At 34.9% G+C, this 21,914-nt stretch carries 9 protein-coding genes; 1 reads left to right on the forward strand and 8 read right to left on the reverse strand.

Annotated features, from left to right (window positions below; genetic code table 11):
* Nucleotides 1-171: 171 nt before the first annotated feature.
* On the forward strand, nt 172-2,355 hold the full coding sequence (locus tag Q0X14_RS09950) for a DUF5916 domain-containing protein (RefSeq protein ID WP_297837748.1): 2,184 nt from the start codon (nt 172-174) through the stop codon (nt 2,353-2,355).
* A 47-nt stretch (nt 2,356-2,402) separates the two neighbouring features.
* On the opposite strand, the gene Q0X14_RS09955 is transcribed toward Q0X14_RS09950, so the two are convergent.
* The 8 genes from Q0X14_RS09955 to Q0X14_RS09990 form a co-directional block, all read right to left on the reverse strand.
* Nucleotides 2,403-4,883, reverse strand: coding sequence for a T9SS type A sorting domain-containing protein (locus tag Q0X14_RS09955; RefSeq protein WP_297837751.1), 2,481 nt, complete (start codon nt 4,881-4,883; stop codon nt 2,403-2,405).
* A 19-nt stretch (nt 4,884-4,902) separates the two neighbouring features.
* On the reverse strand, nt 4,903-7,731 hold the full coding sequence (locus Q0X14_RS09960) for a T9SS type A sorting domain-containing protein (RefSeq protein WP_297837753.1): 2,829 nt from the start codon (nt 7,729-7,731) through the stop codon (nt 4,903-4,905).
* A 343-nt stretch (nt 7,732-8,074) separates the two neighbouring features.
* A complete protein-coding gene (locus Q0X14_RS09965) occupies nt 8,075-12,259 on the reverse strand; it encodes a two-component regulator propeller domain-containing protein (RefSeq protein WP_297837755.1) in 4,185 nt (1,394 codons plus the stop codon).
* Nucleotides 12,260-12,535: 276 nt separating this feature from the next.
* Nucleotides 12,536-14,431 (reverse strand): T9SS type A sorting domain-containing protein, encoded by a 1,896-nt coding sequence (locus Q0X14_RS09970; RefSeq protein ID WP_297837760.1) that lies wholly within the window; start codon nt 14,429-14,431, stop codon nt 12,536-12,538.
* A gap of 3 nt (nt 14,432-14,434) precedes the next feature.
* A complete protein-coding gene (locus tag Q0X14_RS09975) occupies nt 14,435-14,890 on the reverse strand; it encodes a nuclear transport factor 2 family protein (protein WP_297837762.1) in 456 nt (151 codons plus the stop codon).
* A 26-nt stretch (nt 14,891-14,916) separates the two neighbouring features.
* Nucleotides 14,917-16,188 carry a ScyD/ScyE family protein gene (locus Q0X14_RS09980; RefSeq protein WP_297837765.1) on the reverse strand — a complete coding sequence of 424 codons (1,272 nt, stop codon included), beginning with the start codon at nt 16,186-16,188 and terminating at the stop codon, nt 14,917-14,919.
* A 225-nt stretch (nt 16,189-16,413) separates the two neighbouring features.
* The gene (locus Q0X14_RS09985) at nt 16,414-18,609 is read right to left on the reverse strand and encodes an ATP-binding protein (protein ID WP_297837768.1); all 2,196 of its coding nucleotides are present in this window, start codon (nt 18,607-18,609) and stop codon (nt 16,414-16,416) included.
* A gap of 17 nt (nt 18,610-18,626) precedes the next feature.
* Nucleotides 18,627-21,653 carry a bifunctional serine/threonine-protein kinase/formylglycine-generating enzyme family protein gene (locus Q0X14_RS09990; protein WP_297837771.1) on the reverse strand — a complete coding sequence of 1,009 codons (3,027 nt, stop codon included), beginning with the start codon at nt 21,651-21,653 and terminating at the stop codon, nt 18,627-18,629.
* Nucleotides 21,654-21,914: the final 261 nt, after the last annotated feature.

Below are 21,914 nucleotides of genomic sequence, written 5' to 3' on the forward strand. Positions count from 1 at the left end.
TAAAGCCCCTTATTTTTGAGGGGCTTTTTTATTTTAATCAGGGGAATACAGACAAATCATTAAATCTTTTCATTTATAATTTTTATTAGCCGTTTATATAACTTCAGTATTTTTTCAAGAATGACTTCACGATTTTATCAATGAAAATTTTTTAACCATAATTACTTATTTATGAAAAGATTATTACTGCTGTTTATAATTCCGACAATCTTCTTAATCGCTTCACCTAACAAGAATGCCAATAAAATTCTGCACTTAAAGAAGATAAATTTCGAAATAAAGATTGACGGCGTTATAGAAAGTCAATGGAGTTTTGCAGATTCAGCATACAACTTTTTTCAATTCGATCCTTTTTATGGCCAGAAGCCTTCAGTTGAAACTGTTGCAAAAGTTCTCGCGGATGAAGAAGCAATATATTGTCTAATGATTTGTTACGATGAACCTGATAAACTTCAGACAAATGCCGGAATGCACGACTGGTTTACAGGAGATATTGTTTCAATTATGCTTGATACTTTTAATGATAAGCAAACTGCATACAAGTTCGCTGTAAATGCATCCGGTGTTTTAGCAGACTCAAGATTACTGGATGACGGAAGAAACAGAGATTACAGTTGGGATGGAATTTGGTTCGCAGCTTCAAAAATTTATGAGTGGGGCTATGTGGTTGAAATGAAAATACCTTTTAAATCTATAAAGTATGATAAAAGTTTAACTGAGTGGGGAATTGATTTCGATCGTTGGCGTTCCTTTACGCGCGAAGATCTGTACTGGTGTGAATATGAAAAAAGTGAAGGTATGAGAATTTCTAAATTTGGTAAACTGGTTTTTGATAATTTCTCTCCCAGCGTTACAGGATTAAATCTCGAAATCTTTCCGGTCGGATTAGCTAAGGCAAAATATCTCGGAGATAATAAATATAAATTTGACCCCGCAGCCGGATTGGATGTTTTTTATAATCCTTCTGAAAAACTTACATTTCAATTAACTGCTAATCCTGATTTTGCCCAAATAGAAGCTGACCCTTTTAATTTCAATATTTCCAGATACGAAACTTATTTTAACGAAAGAAGACCTTTCTTTACACAAGGTAATGAAGTATTCAATCCATCAGGACGGCAAAGTAATTCCGGCTTCTATAGACCATTAGAACTTTTTTACTCAAGACGAGTTGGAAAATTATTACCCGACGGACAGGAAGTTCCTCTTATCTTTGGTACAAAAGCTTTTGGTAGAATAAACGAGTGGGAGTACGGAGGTTTTCTGGCGATGACCGGAAAAGTAGATTATGTTGATGATGATGAAAATCTTGTTGAAGAACGAGCATTGTTTGGCGCAGGAAGAATTAAGAAAAAAATTCTTGACAATTCATCAGTTGGTGTGCTTGTAGTTGGAAAACAAACACAAGATAATTCTTACGGTGTAATAGACATTGATGGAGCTTTAAGAGGTTCTGATTGGCAGCTTGCATATCAGTTCGCAAGATCATTTGAAAATTCAAAAGGTGATTATGCAATGTCTGCTGGTTTCAATCAGATGACAAACAGCTGGGGAAATTTATTTCGTATAAGAGCTATTGGAAAAGACTTTAATATTAAACAAATTGGTTTTGTTCCATGGACAGGTACAATAAATTCTTTATTGCTAACAGGACCAAGATTTTATTATGATAATGGAGAAATAAATAACATCTTTCTTTACTTCGGTCCATTAATAAATTATGAAGATGCTGATCTATTTACTGATTATGGTGGAGTTATCGGATTTAATATGCAACTCAGGTCGGGTTGGGGTTATGAAATAAATTCCTCATTTGCAAAGAGCAAAGATGAAGGAATTGAATACAATTCTTACTCAATCAATCTCAGCTCGTGGTTTGACATTTCACAAAAATGGAATGCCAATATGTGGAGTGGTTATGAGCACACTTATAATTTTTCGCGCGAATATCTTTCATTTTATTCATGGTTCGGTGTCCGTGCAGAGTGGAAACCAATTGATATTTTAGAAGTTGGCAGCAGCTATGAAATGTTTATTGAAGGTAATCCGGAGAATGAAATTGAAGATATAACTTACAATGCTCGTCCTTTCTTTTCATTTACTCCATTTAATAATCTGAACCTAAGAGTTTATGTAGATAATGTGTTTGTGAAGTCTTCAGACAGGATGGAAAGAATTATTGCCGGATTTTTGTTCAGCTGGAATTTCCTTCCAAAGAGTTGGATATATCTTGCAATTAATGAAATAAAAGATCGTAGTGATGAATATGATTCTGGCAACAACCTTCTTCCAAACAGAATGCACACTAAAGATAGAGCAGGTGTGTTCAAGATTAAATATTTGTATTATTTCTAATTAAAAAGGTGATCAACAGATCACCTTTTTAATAAGCATATTTGATACTATCTCATTAAAATCATTTTTTTCGTTTCAACAAAAGAACCAGCCTTTAATTGATAGAAATAAATTCCACTTGCAATATTTTTTGCATCAAATGTCACTTCATATCTGCCCGCCTCCCGATATTCGTCGACTAAAGTTGCTACTTCATTCCCCAAAACATCATAAACTTTTAAAGTTTGATGACTGCCCACTGGAGACTGCCAACTGATTGTTGTACTTGGGTTAAATGGATTCGGATAGTTCTGTGCAAGTTCGTATGTGGTTGGAATTTTATTTTTTTCAGAATCCGGCTGATCTAAGTCTTCTTCATCAACACTTGTAGTTGAATCAATAACTATCCGCGCCCCATTTGAAAGATATTGAATATAGCCAATTACATTTGCAGGAAAATTAACTTGCGAGAATTCTCCGCTACGACTTTGGTACGATAAAAACGGAAAAACATCTCCGATTTGCGGAGTAAAGTTATTTGTAAATACTATGTTCAGAGTTCCATTAAGTTGCGCTTGCTGTGTAACGGATAAACTATCTCTGTCATTCAAATCAAAACCACCGATTTCAATATTCAAAACACCGCTTGAGGATTGAGGATAATTTCCCGAGACTCTTAACACGCCGGGCGAAGTACCCGGAGATATCGCACCATCATTTGTAAAATTACTTCCCGGGGACAGTGTTCCAAGCCCCTTAATTTCTCCCTGTGCAGTATTGTTCAATGATGAAGTGAAACTCAATGTGCCGGTTAATATTTCTATCACGCCATTGTTGGTAAATGGACTAAGAACTGTTGCTGTACCTGTTTGAGTAGTTCTGATAAAGTTTCCATTGTTTACAATACTGCCACCAGCATTTCCAAAATTGTTACTGTTTTGAATCTCAACAGTACCATTATTTATCAACTGACCGCCTGATGTGATACTTACAGTTCCGGCTCCTACTACTGTTAATACACCATCAACAACAAAAGTTCTTGTTATTGTTTTACCAAAGGAAGTTGTAAAATCTAAATTAGCCCCTGAAGCAATAGTGGTTGTTCCTGTTCCACCGTGTGTCCCTAATTCAAAAATAAAATTACCATTGATTACCAAATTTCCACTGCCTCCAACTGTGCCACCTGCCTGCCTGAATGTTGTAGCATTTGAAACTACCACATCATTACCGGAAAAGTTTAATGTGCCACCTACACATTCAAAAGTGCCTTCACCGGAAATTGTATTTCCTCCGAGTGTGTTTGTTCCGAAGTTTATTCTGAATACAGCTCCAGTGCTCATATTAAATGAACCTGCACCTGATATATTGTTTAGTACCAGAACTCCGGTTTGAACTGTTACATTACCATTATTTGTAAATGGACTAAGAACTGTTGCTGTACCTGTTTGAGTAGTTCTGATAAAGTTTCCATTATTAACAATACTGCCACCAGCATTTCCAAAATTGTTACTGTTTTGAATCTCAACAGTACCATTATTTATCAACTGACCGCCTGATGTGATACTTACAGTTCCGGCTCCTACTACTGTTAATACACCATCAACAACAAAAGTTCTTGTTATTGTTTTACCAAAGGAAGTTGTAAAATCTAAATTAGCCCCTGAAGCAATAGTGGTTGTTCCTGTTCCACCGTGTGTCCCTAATTCAAAAATAAAATTACCATTGATTACCAAATTTCCACTGCCTCCAACTGTGCCACCTGCCTGCCTGAATGTTGTAGCATTTGAAACTACCACATCATTACCGGAAAAGTTTAATGTGCCACCTACACATTCAAAAGTGCCTTCACCGGAAATTGTATTTCCTCCGAGTGTGTTTGTTCCGAAGTTTATTCTGAATACAGCTCCAGTGCTCATATTAAATGAACCTGCACCTGATATATTGTTTAGTACCAGAACTCCGGTTTGAACTGTTACATTACCATTATTTGTAAATGGACTAAGAACTGTTGCTGTACCTGTTTGAGTAGTTCTGATAAAGTTTCCATTATTAACAATACTGCCACTAGCATTTCCAAAATTGTTACTGTTTTGAATCTCAACAGTACCATTATTTATCAACTGACCGCCTGATGTGATACTTACAGTTCCGGCTCCTACTACTGTTAATACACCATCAACAATAAAATTGGAGAGATTCTTATTCAATAAACTAACAAATTTGGCTACCGCACCGGAGGCAATAGTAGTTGTACCTGTTCCAACAAGATTCCCGGAATTAACAATTAATGTATCGGTAATAATGAAATTTCCCGCACCGTTTATTGTACCAGAATTCAGATAAATACTTGCAACAGTTACATTCTGATCGCTAGTAATCGTACCACTATTTATAACAACGGTGTCTGTTGTACCGGGAACTCCAGTTGGAGACCAGTTACTAGCAGTTTGCCAAATACCCGTACCGCCATTCCATGTGTATTTAACCTGTGAAATAACAACTGATGCTAATATCAGAACTATAAACAGTGTATAAATTAATGATTTCATATTGCCTCCTTTTGAAAAGTTATTTCATGAATATCATTTTCTTTGTTTCAACGAACGAACCTGTCTGCAATCTGTAGAAATAAATTCCTGATGAAAGATTAGAAGCATCAAATGTTATTTCATATCTGCCTGCTTCTCTAAACTCATCTACAATTGTTGCTACTTCATTTCCAAGTACATCATATACCTTTAATGTTTGATGACTGCCCACTGGAGACTGCCAACTGATCTTAGTGCTTGGGTTAAACGGATTTGGGTAATTTTGGGCAAGTGCAAAGTTTTGAGGAATTACGGAGCTAATTTCCTCGACCGAAACAGGGTCTAGTGTTATCTGGTAATTTATAACTTCACCATCTGCAAGAAATCCTTCCAATACAACGCCACCTGCTCTTCCAGTATCTTCAACACTTACCATTACATAATAGTTTTCACCCAAGCCGGTTAACTGTAAAGTAATTGGTTCTTCAACGGGCCCAAAGACATAACCAATACCATCGGCATTACCAAACCAAATACTGTTAGGAATTTCAGTTAATACATCGGTATCCTCCGTATAGCCTAAACGTCTGCCAAGCCCATCTGTAATTACGAGATCAACCGGATCACTAATAACGCTTAGGATTCTATCGTAATTATTGGAGGAACCTGTGGATATTTGATTTTGATTAAATGGAACATCAAGAAGATTAAGTATGATACTTTGAACATTTGGCTGAGACACAATTTCAGTATGATTTCCTGAGACAATCGGAATTAGATTTGCACGATTATCACCCGTAAATTGTCCTGCCGATGAAACTGTTGGAACTGTACCATCGCCGTTATTATCTGATGAAATATCATTATACCAGACTGTCCCGGGTAAAACGCTGGTTCTGGTAAAATCAGTAAATCTATGAATAGCATTGATTTCAAAATCTGAACGCTTTTCAACTAAACTAGGGGTACTTACACCTATGCCATATATAATTGCTGTAAATGAAGAGTCTAAAAATTTATTTGGATCACCGTTTTGATTAAGGTCCAATCCATTATTAAGATCAAGAATAACTGAATTTCGTTTATCCGGATCACTATTCACATTTGTATAATTAGCAACACCATCTTCATCAAAATCAATAAAATCATAAGTGGCTAATAGATACTTAATGGTTGGTACATATTTTTGAATAAACAATATTGAGTCGGGCTGATTATTATTTCCCATTATTGACTGAAGATCGATACTATAATCAGGACCATTTATAGTAGCACCTTGCTTAACTTTTTGATATGCACGGTTTATCATTTTAGATAAAACAAATCTGTACGCAGGATCAGCAATCCAGTTATCGTTTAGCGGATTCCAGGGTTTAGACGCTCCACGATTAGGAACACCTATCATAACAAGGTTTCTTACTTTGGGTAATTTATAATTGTTCGTGTTATCATAAACACCACCGTAAGCATCGCTTTGAATATATGTTCTTGCAACAAGACCACCTGTACTATGCGAGATAATGTCAATCGAATCTAATTCTTCACCATTATGAATTAGTCTCCATGTTTCGCAAGCTTGTTTTAGAAACCAACCAAGATAATCTACTCCATATTTAAACTGCCGGCTTGTAATTGAAGTCGCAGAGATTCCATTTATGTATCCATCAAAATTATTATCGATTGGTCCCGGAATTACCCGCCAATCATAATTGACTACAAATAAATCCTCATCCAATACGTATCCAACATTTTGAAAAGTTTTAATTATGTCATCATAAACTCTTGCTAAGGGATCAATCTGTAATAACTCTGGTACTATCCCTCTTTCCGTTACCCAAAACTGATCTGTACCTGAATACTTAGAATATGTGCCTGCAATACCCGGAACAATAAAAACAGGCTTACGTAATTTAGGCGGCTCTAAAATATATCCACGGTGTCCTTCATTTGTATAGATTGTTCCAACAATTACTCCTTTATTATTAATATCTTCTGCATATCTTAGGATCCCCGATGCTGAAGGAGCATAATCGTTTAAATCTTTGATAATATAATTTCCAGAATTATCCTTATACCACATTACAGCTACAGGAGGATCCCCAGCATTTACAACATGCCCGACAATAATTCCTGAATCATTAATTGCAACGGGGTTAGTAATTTGAAATCCGCCTAAATCAGGAAGTTGAATCAATCCTGCAGCTTCAGACCAGAGCATTGGTTGTGATGAAAATATTCCAAATCCAACAACTTCGCGACGATTGTTAATTGAAGAGGGTCTCCATTCTGTAACCGGCAATTGAATTGTTGTGCCATTATTATACTTAACAAATGTATTTCCGTTGCTGTAATAAACTACATCGCCAGAATCGTTTATTGCAAAAGCTTCAGCATTTGTTAAGATATCCGTGATATTACCATTATCCCAAATGACTGCATTACCGGAAGAAAATCCTACTACTTTATTTGAATCGTTAGAGTCCCAGGCATAACTGCTGCCTGACCCGGTACCCGCTGGAAGAATTGATATAAAATTACTATTTGAAATGATAATTCCTCTGTCGCCAGAAAAGCTGTATCTGTTTGCAGTAATAGTTCCTAATTTATTTATAGAACTTGGAAATATAAATGATCCGGAAGGACTTGTGTAAGCAATTGAATATCCGGAAGTTTTTTTCCAACGCAAAACGTAATATTGATCAGAGTTTATATAACCGCTTGCAGCTACTTCATTAAAATCGTTAATTGCATAGAATTCCACATTTGATACGGAGGGTGAAGCGGGCAAATCTATTTGACTAAAATTATACGCGGGCTGAGAAAATATCTTTATTGTAGACAGAAAAATGAGCACGTAAACCAGCTTCATACATGATCTCCTATTATGTAAAAGGTTATTTAATTGAAAAAGTTTGTTATTATCATTACAAGGGAAAGAAGTATTATAACAGAAACTACAATTATTGCTACTGTCATTTTTTTAATCTCTGTTTTTATTTGTTTGTCATTGTAAGTCATTTGCGTTGATACACTCTTCATATAGTTTCTGTTTTTATGTGCAAAAGTATTTTAATAACTAAACCAATGCGCTCGATTTTGTAACATTCTCTTGCTGTTTTGTAACATAATTCTCGAATTCGAATGAAAATGCGAGAAACTAAAGGAATGATGGAATATTGGAGAGAAATACGGAGCGGATGGGAATCTGCTCCCTACGTGTTTAAATATTCTGTTGGTGTGCAATTAAATTGTTTGGAAAATGCTCTGCTAAACTGAGATGGGCTATTGTATCCAACCGCATAAGCTATTTGTGTAACGGACAATCTATTTTCCTTCAGTAATTGAGCAGCGCGTTTTAATCTGAATGTTCTTATAAAATCACCGGGAGTTTGTCCTGTAATCGCCTCTAATTTTCTGTGAAGCTGCATTCTGCTTAAGAACATTTCTTTTGCAAAAGTTTCTGTATCAAAGTTTACGTTGTCAATATTTTTTTCAACAAGGGAAAAAGCTTTTTGTAAAAATTCTTCATCAAGCGAATTTGAGGTTACTTTTTGAAGTACAGGATTGATTTCTTTACTAAACTTTTCTCTCAAAAGTTTTCTCTGCTCAAGAAGATTTTTTATTCTTACAAATAATTCCTTAGAGCTAAACGGCTTTGTAAGATAATCATCTGCGCCGGTTTCAAGTCCTTGTATTTTGCTTTCGCCGGAGGCTTTTGCTGTAAGCATTATAACTGGAATATGACTTGTAAGAAAGTCAGATTTTATTTTGCTGCAGAATTCCATTCCATCCATTTCAGGCATCATAACGTCGCTTATTATTAAATCAGGAATTTTTTCTTTTGCAACGGTTATTCCCTCTTTGCCGTTTGCGGCTTCAAAAAGGGTGTAATCTGATTTTAATAAATCTATCAGATACAAACGAACATCTGATGAATCTTCAACAATAAGTATTGATGACTTATTATTCGCTGTTTCATCGTTTTCAATTTCATCTGAGTCCTTATGATCATTTTCTTCAAACGAACTATTCTTTTCCGAAGTTACTAGTGAGTAATTCAGAAATTCTGATTTTACTTTTTGATCTTCATCCAGATAATCATCCCAAAGAGGAATTAATAAAATGAATTCAGTTCCTTTATTTGTTTCACTGCTTACAGAAATCTCCCATCTGTGCAGATCAACCAATTCTTTAACAAGTGCCAGCCCTATTCCCGAACCACCGTACGCCCTCTGGATAGAATCATCAACCTGATAGAATCGATCAAATATTTTATCAATTTTTTGCTTCGGAATCCCAATTCCAGTATCTGAAATTGTTATCTCTGCATATTTCTTTCCATTCAATATTTTTTTTACCAGCTCGACGGTAACGCTTCCACCTTCCGGAGTAAATTTGAGCGCATTAGAAAGAAGGTTATTAATTATCTTCTCGAGTTTATCAGAATCAATCCAGGCTATTACTGAATCTTCAACTGATTTAAATGCAAGATTAATATTTTTTTTATCAGCAAAAGATTTAAAGGAATAAGCTAATCCCCTAATTTGGTTTGATAGATTTTCCAGCTTTGCTTTTAACGGAATCGAAGCCGTTTCAAGTTGAGTAAGTTCAAGCAGTTGATCAATCAGCAATTGAAGATTTTCTGTATTCCGATGAATCAATTTATAACGATCAATATTTTTTATGTTGGATTCATCATTCATCAATTGCTCAAGTGGTCCTTTAATTAACATTAAGGGTGTTCTAAACTCGTGGGATAGATTTGCAAAGAAACGGGATTTTGTTTCATCAAGTTCTTTTTGTTTTATTGCTTCATACTCCCGCATCTTTAAAATATTTTTCAGTTTGGTTCTGTTAAGTTCGAATCTTCTTATCACATAAAGCCCAATAACTATAATCAAAACATAAATTGTATAAGCCCAGCTTGTAGCCCACCAGGGAGATGCAATAATAATTTTTAGCTCAGTTGTATTGTCCTGCCAAACGCCATCAGCGTTAGTGGATTTAACTTTAAAATGATATTCACCCGGAGAAAGATTTGTGTAAGTAACATATCTTCTGCTGCCGCTTTCAATCCATTTCTCATCAAATCCCTCCATAAAATATTTATACTGAATTGATTCTGATGAATTATAATCAAGAGCTGCAAATTCAAAAGAGAAAACATTTTGACTGTAAGAAAGCTCAATTAATTTTGATTTATTTAACTCATTCTTGATCGGTGAGTTCTCACCTATTTTTACCGGCTGATTAAATATCTGAAAATTCGTAAAAACAATTGGCGGGTTGAAAGAAGAGAGTTTAATATTTTGGGGAATAAAAACATTAAGTCCTTTTACACTGCCAGCATAAATTTTACCGTTATTATCCTTTAAGATTGATGAAGTATTAAAATCGCCGTCGAATATTCCATCTGCATTATTAAAGTTTAAAAAGATTTCTTTTTCAACATCAAAAAGGGAAATTCCTTTCCCGGTGGTTAACCATAAATTACCATTATCATCTTCTACGATAGCTTTTATTGAATTATTTAACAATCCTTGTTTGGACGAATACTGTTTAATTTCAATTTTAGAATTATCAAAAAATATATCCGCAGCGGAATCATTAATTGTAAATTTATTCAGTCCGTTGTCTGTAGCAATCCATAAAACTGTTTTATCATCAGACGCATACTTTTTATTTGTGGATTCAGTAATCGCATTAATACTATTACTGCTTAAGCCATCGTCATCAGCCATCCACTTTAAAAATTTTCCACTACGCTCTTCAACTAGTAAATTTAAGCCGCCGCCATTAGTGCCAATCCACATTCTTCCTTTTCGATCCTGATAAATTGCCCAAACATCATTATGGCTTAAACTTTCCGTGATTTGATTTCCGGCATTTTGCCATATCTCAAATTTATTGTCTGAACTGTTTATCCGCCCAAGACCAATGCCCCAATATCCTACCCAGATATCTTTTTTATTATCACTGTAAACAACTCTATTAAAATTTGCTGAAGCTACTCTGGTTTGAGGAAGGTCTGGATTAATTTTTTCTATTCTGCCGGTAGCAGTATGTAATTTTACAATACCGTAACCATATGTTCCGATCCATAATTCATTTTGATTGCCTTCCGTAAGAGACCAGATGTTTATGTCGCCGAGTGCCTTATATTTTTGAATAAATTTATTATTCGATTTGCCATCAAGAAAGTAAAGTCCCTTGTTTGTTCCGAACCAGATTGTATTATGGGAATCTAAAGTTATTGCGTTAACACTTTTATTATTTAATAGATTATAATCAAATCCGTTTTCTGATGCAGATTGTAAATTATTAAACTTTAAACTTTTCTCTGAAAAATAGCTTATACCGTTTTGTGTGACTATCCATATCACACCTGAACGATCTTTTAGTAATCCGTTAATCTGATTGCTTATTATACTTTTAGGATTTTTTTCATCATTTATAAATCTGGTTATTCTGCCGTCGCTTAGGTCAATTCTTAATAATCCGGCATAAGAATCAGCCCACAAAATTTTTTCATTGCCAGAAAATTCTTCGATAACATTACCTGCAGACTCTCCAAATTGCAATTTACCTGGATTTGGAATTGGTATCTGCTTGAATACTTTAGTTTTTGTATTAAAACTTGTTAAGCCTTCTGAAGTTCCAAGCCAGAGTAATGCAGGATCAATTTTTGATTTTGTAATTGACCAGATAATATTGCTTGAAATACTATTTTCATTTAAAGAGTCTTTAAAATATTTTTCAAAATAAATCTCAGAATTAACCTCGATAAGTTTGTTAAAACCGTTGTAAGTACTTATCCAGATATTATAATCAGAATCCTCAACTATTCCGGTTACATAATTGTTGCTTAAGCTTTTACGATCTCCGGCAATGCTTTTCCAGTGCTTTATTTCTTCCGTTGTGGGATCAAATCTGTACAACCCACTTTTATAAGTACCTATCCAGATAAATCCATTATGATCTTCAAATAGAGAACGTATAGAATTTTCCCGAACAATATCTGACGGAAGCCGCCAATGTTTAAAGATATCTTTAAAGGGGTCATATCTATTGAGTTTGCCATTTTTTGTCCCTATCCAAATAAAACCGGAACGATCTTCTAATAAGCACCAAATCCCGTTGTCTGATATGGAGGAAGAATCTTTTAGTATATGTCGGTATGTTTTAAAACTGTAACCGTCATAACGATTTAAACCGTCATCTGTTCCGACCCAGATAAAACCTTCTCTGTTCTGTATAATTGCATTTATTGCATTATTGGATAGACCATCGCCAATTGTCAAGTGATTGAAAATTAAAGATTGTCCAAAGCTTACCGAAAGAGTTGAAACTTCTAAGAATAAGATTATTATGTAGATTTTTAATTGAAGCCGGATCATAATAGAACAAATATACTGAAAGACGATTATTCTGAAAATAAAATTTTGGATAGAATGGCTGGAGTTTATATTACAGATTATGCAAAATTTAAAAAGCCCCGGTTAAATTAATTAGAGTTTTGTATCAATAGATCAAATCAACGATGTCTCGATCTTTGACAATAAAGAGTTTGTTGATTTAACAAATAGTTAAAAAATGAATGGGTAGCCAAGCTTAACAACCAATATGAACAAGAATTTCTCAAAAGTACCCATCCACCAATTCACGATTATTTGCTAACGAAGCAGAACCATCTTTCTCGTCTCAACAAACAAACCAGCCTTTAATTGATAAAAATATATTCCTGATGAAAGTTCTGAAGCATCAAAATTAATCTCATAACTTCCTGCTGGTTTGTATTCATCAATCAATGTTGCTACTTCATTCCCGAGTATATCATAAACTTTTAAAACGGTCAGGGCAAGCCCCGACCCTACATTTGGAATACTGTATATAATTTTTGTTGATGGATTAAATGGGTTGGGAAAGTTTTGATCAAGAGAGAATTCTGTAACAGCTAAATTTTCAGCTTCAACTTTTGTAACAACATCAAATACTTCCCGCTTCATAATAAATGGAATGTTGGGCAAGGCATCATACATATTTATGAACCTGTTTATGTCGTCATTGTTGATTTGTCTGATATGGTCTACTAGCTGTGGTTTTACTGATTGATAACAAACTTCAGCAGTGATCGTATACGAAGTATTTGGAAGAGCGGGAATGATATATGTTACACTGTCTCCACCAGTGCCGCCTTGATATGTTCCGTATTTGTTGAAGTTGGTATCATCATTTGCGTTACCAACAATTTTTATAGAATCATAACTCGGATGCGTTGTTATAAATCCGATGGGCGGAAGGCGATTCTCTTTTACATAGTGAGATGCTTTTAAAAGTGTATATGTAACCTGATTATTAACATCCGCAAAAACTCCTTCATAAACCTGAACTTTATCTTCAGAATCTATTAAATCATAATGAGGTTCATAATCAGAGTTGTAATTAATAATTTTACCTGTTCCATCCCATTTACCCGATTCAAAAACCACATTACTATTTTGATCTTCCACCTTTAAATGTATCCACATTCTTCTGAACGGAATTCCTGTTGGAATTTTGTGTCCTGTTAAATTTTTAATGTAGAGTTTAACATTTAACAAATCGTTTTGATAAGTTGTAGATGTTGTCAGCTCAATTGAATTTTCTTTCAGACTATATTCGGTTCTGGAAATAGTTGAATCAAAATGCACAGGATCAGCAGTAAGTCCAAGTGAGTCAATATTATTCTTAAGCAGTTTTAACATGTAAACATTTCCGCCGACAAAAGTATGCCGCCAGAAAGGAGTACGATTAGGAAAGTTTCCCATTCCGGAAATTTTTATTGGATCATAAATCTTCGGCATATGACAATCCTGGCACTGGATATTTTGTGATGAGTAAATACTGTTCTTCCATTCAAGATAAGGAGTTTGTTCCGCAAAACTTCCAACTACATTGCCTTGCTCATTAAGAGTTGGGGTGAATAAAGTATGGCAGGTTGCGCAAAGCTCTGATTGATTTACGTGAGTACTATATTGGGCTTTATATCCAACAACAGATTTCATTAATGTTGTATCCGAATCTTCATATGGACCATATAAAATACTATCAGCGTGAATTATGTAATTGCCGGAATACGATTGCTGCGTTCCGAAATTATCCGGTTTTAATTGATGACAAGCTGTACAGCTAACCCCATCGTTTGCTAATGGATCTTGTTTTAGTTCAGCCATGGAGTATCCACTCTGTCCATTGTACATTGCCTGAGTAAATCCTATCGGCGAATGGCATTTCGTACAAGTTGTTTCTATCATCTGCTGATGCTGAGGGAAATTGCTTACTTCTTCTGCAACCATTGCGCGCCAAAACGGATCTTTACTCGCATTGCCCATCATTGTTGAGCGCCAGTAGGTAATTGGTGAAACATCCTGACCGTTCCAGGTCATTGCATTTCCGCTGCTTTTATGACAAAGAACACAATTACCCGAACCGCTGAACAGTACTGAGGTACCTGTTGGCAAAGCTGTTTGGGCTAAAACAAGAGTTATAGAAACTAAACTTAAGACAATTGCTGCTCTAAATAATTTCATTTACTACCTTATAATGTTAGCATGTCTTGATATTTCTTTCCATTCACCATTAATATTTTTATAAACATCAGTATATCTGCGAATAATTGTTTTACCTTTATCAGGATTATCTCCTATAGGTACAACAATTTCTTTTCCCATAACAACCACAACATCACCAAATACTCCATAATACTCTGGCTCCTGAGTATAAGTTGAGTACTTAATAAAAGTATTTTTTATTCTTTGAAAAACCTGGCTTCTGTTTACAACCATGTTTGATGGGTTGTTTACATGAAAATCCTCCGCCCAGATTTTTGACAGTGTAACAGTATCTGATTGCAAAATTGCTTTTACTTGTGCTGCTTCGAGCAGTTTTATTTGAGCTATTATTTCATCTTTACTCTGATTGTTTATTGTTTGTGCCTTTCCAAAGGTGGCACAAAGTATTATTAACAATGATATGCTTCTTAACTTCAATTATTACTCTCCTATTTTATTCTGTATTATTTTATTAAGATCATCTTCTTTATTTCGGTATAATTGCCGGTTTCTAATTTATACAGATACATTCCACTTGAAAGCTTAGAGGCATCAAACTCTATCTCATATCTGCCTGCTTCTCTGAATTCATCTACCAATGTTGCTACTTCATTCCCGAGTATATCATATACTTTTATTGTTTGCCTACTGCCTACCGGTGACTGCCAACTGATCTTAGTGCTTGGGTTAAATGGGTTTGGATAGTTCTGCTCAAGTATAAAATTATTTACAACTGAGTTAATTTCAGTTTCTACGGCAGTAGGAAGGTTTGATACTTTCAGAATGTTATCCTGTGAAAAAGATGTGATGAACAGATTACCATTTGAGTCGAATACCATTCCTGATGGTCTTGGCATATCACTAATTAAAGTATCCACTATTCCATTATGTATTCTGAAAAGTCTTCCTTTGTTATCCAACCAAGGTGGGCCAAATTGTGCATGCTGTAAAGCATAAATTGTATGGTCAACCGGATGAATTGCTATATCAATAATAGCTGTTAATCCATCCTGATAAACTGAATTGACACCTGCCAGATTAACCGAATAAATTTTTGCAGCACCAACCGGAATTGGAAGTCCTGTAAGAATGCCAACAAAATAACTTGTATCATTATTTCTGGCGATGCAAGTCGGAACAGCTTCTACCTGTCCAATCGGCGCAAATGTACTGAAGACGGATAATGAGCCATTGTTTCTGTGCCATCGGAGTATATTGTTATAATAAGCATCAACGATGAATAAATCATTTTCAAATCCTGTTATAATTTTATATGGATTTCCATTTGATTGTATACTGTTCATACTGATAACTGATTGAATGTTGCTTCTGTTCTTTACGCTAAAATTTTGTGAAAATCCGGTAGTATCAACAAATATAACTTTGCTGCCGAGTGTATCGCCGTTAGTGTTTTGCCCCTGAACTATCATTAGTTTTCCATCAATATCAAAGCCGACATCAGTTGCCCCAATCGGTTCAAAAGCCGGTGCCGAAGACGGCAGATCAACCATAAATGTGTGAACTTGTCCATCAGTTGTTACCATAGAAACTTTTGCAGTGTTTCCACTTCCTGTTCCTTGTTCCGCGACCCAAAGATTACCATTTGAATCAATATCAATCCCAATAGGATTTACGAATCCGGTTGCGTAAACCTGAACCGTCGGCTGACTAAAGGTTTTTTGATTCGCAATAATTATTATAACTATTGCAACAAGTTTTAGTAAAAAGTTTTTCATTTTATTCTCCTTTTTATTTTTAATTGATTTGCCGTGTAATTCTTTTTATAGAATCCGGCTATTTATCTGGTGACAAATGTCGAGAATAATGAATGGTTATTCTACCAGAAATGAAACAAAAGCTATAACAAATGGAACATCACTTCAATCACGTCACCCTGAACTCGTTTCAGGGTCTTAGTCTATCATCTCTAAAGGGGATGCTGAAACAAGTTCAGCATGACTTTAGGAAAAAGAAGTGCTTTGTTTTTGCAGATATTCAGAAGGTGAACATCCAAAATATTTTTTGAATGACTCAGCGAAATAAGATGGATTACTGAAACCAACTTCATAAGCGATTTCGGAAATGTTTCCGGCTTTACCGGAAAGTAATCTTGCAGCTTTTTTCAATCTGTAATTTCTGATGAATTCATTTGCTGAAGTATCAGTCAGCGCATTTAATTTTCTGTTGAGATGTGTTTTGCTCATTCCAACACTTTTGGCAAATTCCTCAGCAGAAAAATTTTCATTACTAACATTCTTCTCGACTATCTCCAATACACGAGTGAGAAATTTTTCATCAGTGGAATTAATGGTTATATCCTTTGGTTCAAGTGTGATTTCTTTGCTGAATATCTCCCGCAATCTATTACGCTGATCAATTAAATTTTTTATTCTGAGCAGAAGTTCTGTATTGTTGAATGGTTTTGTTAAATAATCATCTGCACCGGTTTCAAGCCCCATTAACCTGCTGTTAGTTTCTGCTTTTGATGTTAAAAGTATTATGGGAATGTGACTTGTTTTTTCATCCGCTTTAACTTGTGCACAAAATTCATAACCGTTTAGTTTGGGCATCAACACATCACTGATAATTAAATCGGGAATGTTTTCTAATGCTTTATTTAATCCGTCTTCTCCATCAATGGCTTCAATAACTTTATAGTTTGACTGAATATTTTCTTTAATGAAATGTCTCATATCATTGTTGTCTTCAACGATAAGAATTATTGGAGCTTCTTCGGAAATATCATCCTTTACATCTTCAGAATCTAATGTTTTCACGACTGGTCTGACTCTAGCTTCAGTTTGAATTGTTTTTTGAATTGCCACATTTTTCTTTTCATAAAATTCTTCATCAACCGGAATTGTTATTCTGAATTTCGTTCCTTTACCAACAGAACTTTTCACTTCGACTTCGCCAAAATGTAATTCAACAAGTTCTTTAACTAACGCAAGACCTATGCCTGATCCCTCAATATTGGATTGTCCTTGAGACTTGTAAAAGCGGTCGAAAATATTTTTCTGAACTTCCTCTGTCATTCCCGGGCCGTTATCCTCAACTTCAATCTGAATAAGCGATAAGCCTTTCTTGACTCTCTCTTTGACTGAAAGATTAACAATTCCATTTTCCCGATTGAACTTAATAGCGTTTGATAAAAGATTGGTAATTATCTTCTGAAGTTTATCTTTATCAAAACAGCAAACTAATTTATCTTTTTCTGACTCGAATCTGAGTTGAATTTTTTTCTCAACTGCAAAACTTTCAAACGAATTTAAAATTCCATTTGTAAAACCAACAATATCATAAATGCCGATTTCCAGTTTCATTTTTCCCGCATCAATACTGGAGAGATCAAGAAGTTGATTAACGAGTTGAAGCAATCTTGATGCGTGATTATACATCAATCGGTATTGAGATGATGGATCGCCTTTGCTTTTACCTTCTAATAATTTTTCCAGTGGGCCAAGAATAAGAGTCAATGGTGTTCTAAATTCGTGAGAAAGATTTGTGAAAAAATTTGTTTTGATTGTATCAAGTTCTTTCAATCTTTCAGATTCCCATCTTGACAGCTCTGCTTCTTTAGTTTTCTTGAAATATTCCTGCTGAAGCTGCGAATTTTTAATTAACTGCCCTGCCTGAATGGAGATAATTGAAAGAAGGGTCTGGTCACTTTCAGTAAATTCAGTTTTATCCTTTTTATTCACCATCGTCATCACACCAATGATTTTTCCTTCAAACCAGATTGGTGTGCAGAGAATGGATTTGATATCTTCTCGTTCTTCTTTGGTAGAATTAAATCTGTTATCCTTTGCCAGATTTTTTATTAACAACGATTCTTCATTCTTCAAAACCCAGCCCGAGATGCTTGTGTTAATATGATAATGAGGTTGAAGAGTGCTGAAATCTTCTTTTCTTAAAAATGTTCGAAAAGGATCCTGTTCATCTTCCGTTAAAAGCATGATTGAACCTTGTTCGGCATTTACCGCTCGTAAAACTTTCTGAATAATCGTGTTCAATGTCTGATCAACATTCTTAGAGTAACCTGAAGCAATCGCTATTTCATTCAGAAGCTGAAGTTCATTAACAGCAGACTTATATTGTTCGAGCTTTTGCTTTAGCTCTTCATTTTCCTGAATTAACTTTTGTTCTGCTTTACTCATTATTGAATATAACTCGATTATTTAGTTTTTACCCGGCCCAAAGATTCATCAAGCCATTTATTAATTAAGGGAACTCTCATTGCAAGAGGAGGTACATGTGTTGTATTGAGTGCTTCTAACTTTTTCATCTCAGGAAGAAGATTATATGCCGGCAGAACTGATGATGAAAAATAAACCGCTTCATCATATTTCCCATTTATCAAATATGTTGGTGCTTTATATCTAGATAGAAAATTAACCGGATTAATTTCTGCAGGAAGTTTTTTCTGGTCTTCTTCATAAATACCATTTGCAATTATTATGTTACACTTAAAACGATTATCTACTCCCGGAACAATAAATCCATCATAATCATTAGCCGTTGTTATGTAAGCAATTTTACTTGCATCAATATCACTTCTTGAATTAAGATAATCTAAAAGGATTCTCTGTTCAATTACCCATCTGATAACGCGGTCACGAAACAGCTTGCTTGATATGTCAGTCCTTTGATCTCCATACTCCCATTTTCTTTCAGTCGTTCCTTTTGGTATGATTACAAAAAGTGCTCTGCCGTACTTTATATTTTCCGCGTACAATTTTTCAGCAGCCCAGTCCGCAGAATAACCATAGCGATAAACTCCGCTATGAGGATTCCAGATAATACATTGATAAGGTTGAGCAGCATTTTTTGGCAGGAAGAGATATCCTGAGATCCTGTCACCAAAAGGACTATCAAAGGAAATTTTTTGTTTAGTCCAGTATTCGTTTTCTTCACTTAAAATAATTTTAGGATTAAGTGGATTCTTTTCATATTCATATAATTTTCCGATTGATTCAAATTTTGAATCATCAACAGGATGATAAACGGGAATATGTGGAGCTAAATTTATTTGCATCCCTCCCTGGTCAGAATTTTTCCCTTCAACATTTTTTACGCATCGAAATCCTAATGAAGGAGAACTATAAAATCCATCTGAACTTTTAAAAGTTCCAAAAACATAATTTGAGTCTTCGTATGAACCATCTGCATAAACATATCCATCCGTGCTTCTATTCAGACACCATTCTTCAACATTGCCAGCGGTATTGTAGCATTCGTAATAACTAATACCAAAATCATATTTATCAACCGGAGCAGTTCCATTGCCGTTGAAATTAGTTCTTCCCGATATATCGTCAAGAGGATAAATCAAACCCCAGGGCATTGAGGTACTATGATAATTGGGGACACCGTTTCGCGCCGCTTTTTCCCACTGATATACAGTTGGTAAACTTTTTCCAAGAAATTCTGCATATGCTGCTGCTTCGTACCAGCTAATATCAGTTACAGGATATTTTTCTTTTCCTTCAGGATAATTTTGATTCACCCAGCTTCTTGGTCCGTTAAGATTCGTTCGATCAATAAATAATTTCATCGCTTCCTGCCAGGTAATTTCCTTTCCTTGTTTTATAAATTTATGTTTCCAGAAATCTTTTCTGAGATAACCTCCGGCTGAAATAAATTTTTTATACTCAGCATTACTTACCTCATACTTATCAATAAAAAAATCATTAAGAGTTACGGGTTTTTCCTGATGAACACTACTACTCATTAATTTATGATTTCCTCCCGGAACAAAAATCATATTCTCAGGAAGTTTATCCTTTTCAATTAACTCAACACTTATATTTATTCCACGCACAACTACCGGAAATTCTTTCATAATCGGATAACTGGAAGCAACTCTTTTTACAGGAACATATTCAACTCTCCCAAATGGAAACGTAAGTTCATTTTCAGTGTTTTTAACTGGCTCTGCTTCTTTCTCGAGAGTTATAAGATAATCACCTCTTACGATTTGAAAATCTTTTAAGGGTGTTCTACCGATAAGTTCTCCTTTATTGCCTGAATCAATTTTTTCAGGATTATATCTCAGTAAATATACCTTTGCTCCCTGTGGTTCCGATGAAACAGAAAGTGTATCATAAATAATTAAACTCAGTTGTTTGAATACAGAATCATTCTCAAGGACAGATTTATTCTCTTCAGCCAGAAGAGATGCTTCATAATATTTTTCTTCATTTACTAATTGCTGTAATCGTTCACGAATCTCAGGCAAGTTTTCGTCATTAAATATTTTTTTAAGGGGAAGAAAAGCAACAAGAACTATCAGTACGGCTGCAATAATCGTTGCTACAACCAAACCAGCCTTACTTATTCTTAATCTTGATGTACTGAACTTATAGGAATCTGAAGTTACGTTCTGATTTTTAACTGCTTTTAGTTTTGAGAGGAGCTCTTCGGCAGATTGAATTCTCTTCTTCGGATCTTTCTCAAGGCAGGAAAGAACTATCTGTTCGAGTTCATCAGGAATTTCGGGATTAATTTTTTTTAATGACTTTGGCTTTTCATGAAGGATTGAATAAATAATTGCCTGATCAAAATTTCCCTGAAATGGAGTTTGTTCTGTAAGCATTTCGAAAAGAACAATGCCTAATGACCAGATGTCCGAAACGAAATCAACTTCTTCACCACGCAATTGTTCAGGTGACATATATGCAGTTGTTCCGGGAGTAGAACCTTTTTTTGAAATGTTCGGATCGCCATGAATGTGAGCTAAACCAAAATCCATCACTCTGATTCGCCCATCATCTGAGAGCATTATGTTGCTGCTTTTTATATCACGATGAATTATTCCTTTTTTATGAGCAGCGTTTATTCCTTCAGTAATCTGAATTGCGTAATCGATTATTTCAGAAAGTTTAATTTTCCTTCCGGATGGAACTTTAAATAAATCTTTTAACTCTTTCCCTTTGACATACTCCATCACAATAAAAGTATCATCACCGAATTCTTCAATGGCATAAACAGTCGCAATGTTTGGATGATTCAATCCGGCAGCAATTTGAGCTTCTGCTTTTAGTTTTTCTTTATCCTTTTCGCTTACATTAAAACTTTGTGGAAGGAATTTGATTGCAACTTCTCTTTTAAGTTTTGTATCCTCAGCTTTATAGACGATGCCCATTCCGCCCCGTCCCAATTCTTCGAGAATACTATAGTGTAATATAATTTGCCCTACCATCTTCCTATCCAACGATAACTAATATTTTGGGACGAGGTCTCGGCCGTTCGGCTCTGCCGAACGAGACGGACTTCGCCAAGCTTTTCAATGATTTTATAGTGTAAAATTGTTTTATCTATCATCTATCTTTAATGTCTATTTTACGTAAATTAAATTGTGCTCGGAAAAAGTAGGAATTGATTAAAATTATTTTAATTAAAAAATAGTGTATTTACAAGAAGGTATATTCTATTAAATTATTAAATACGGATAATCAAAATA

Source organism: Ignavibacterium sp. (genome assembly GCF_025998815.1).
In the GTDB taxonomy this organism is placed as follows: domain Bacteria; phylum Bacteroidota; class Ignavibacteria; order Ignavibacteriales; family Ignavibacteriaceae; genus Ignavibacterium.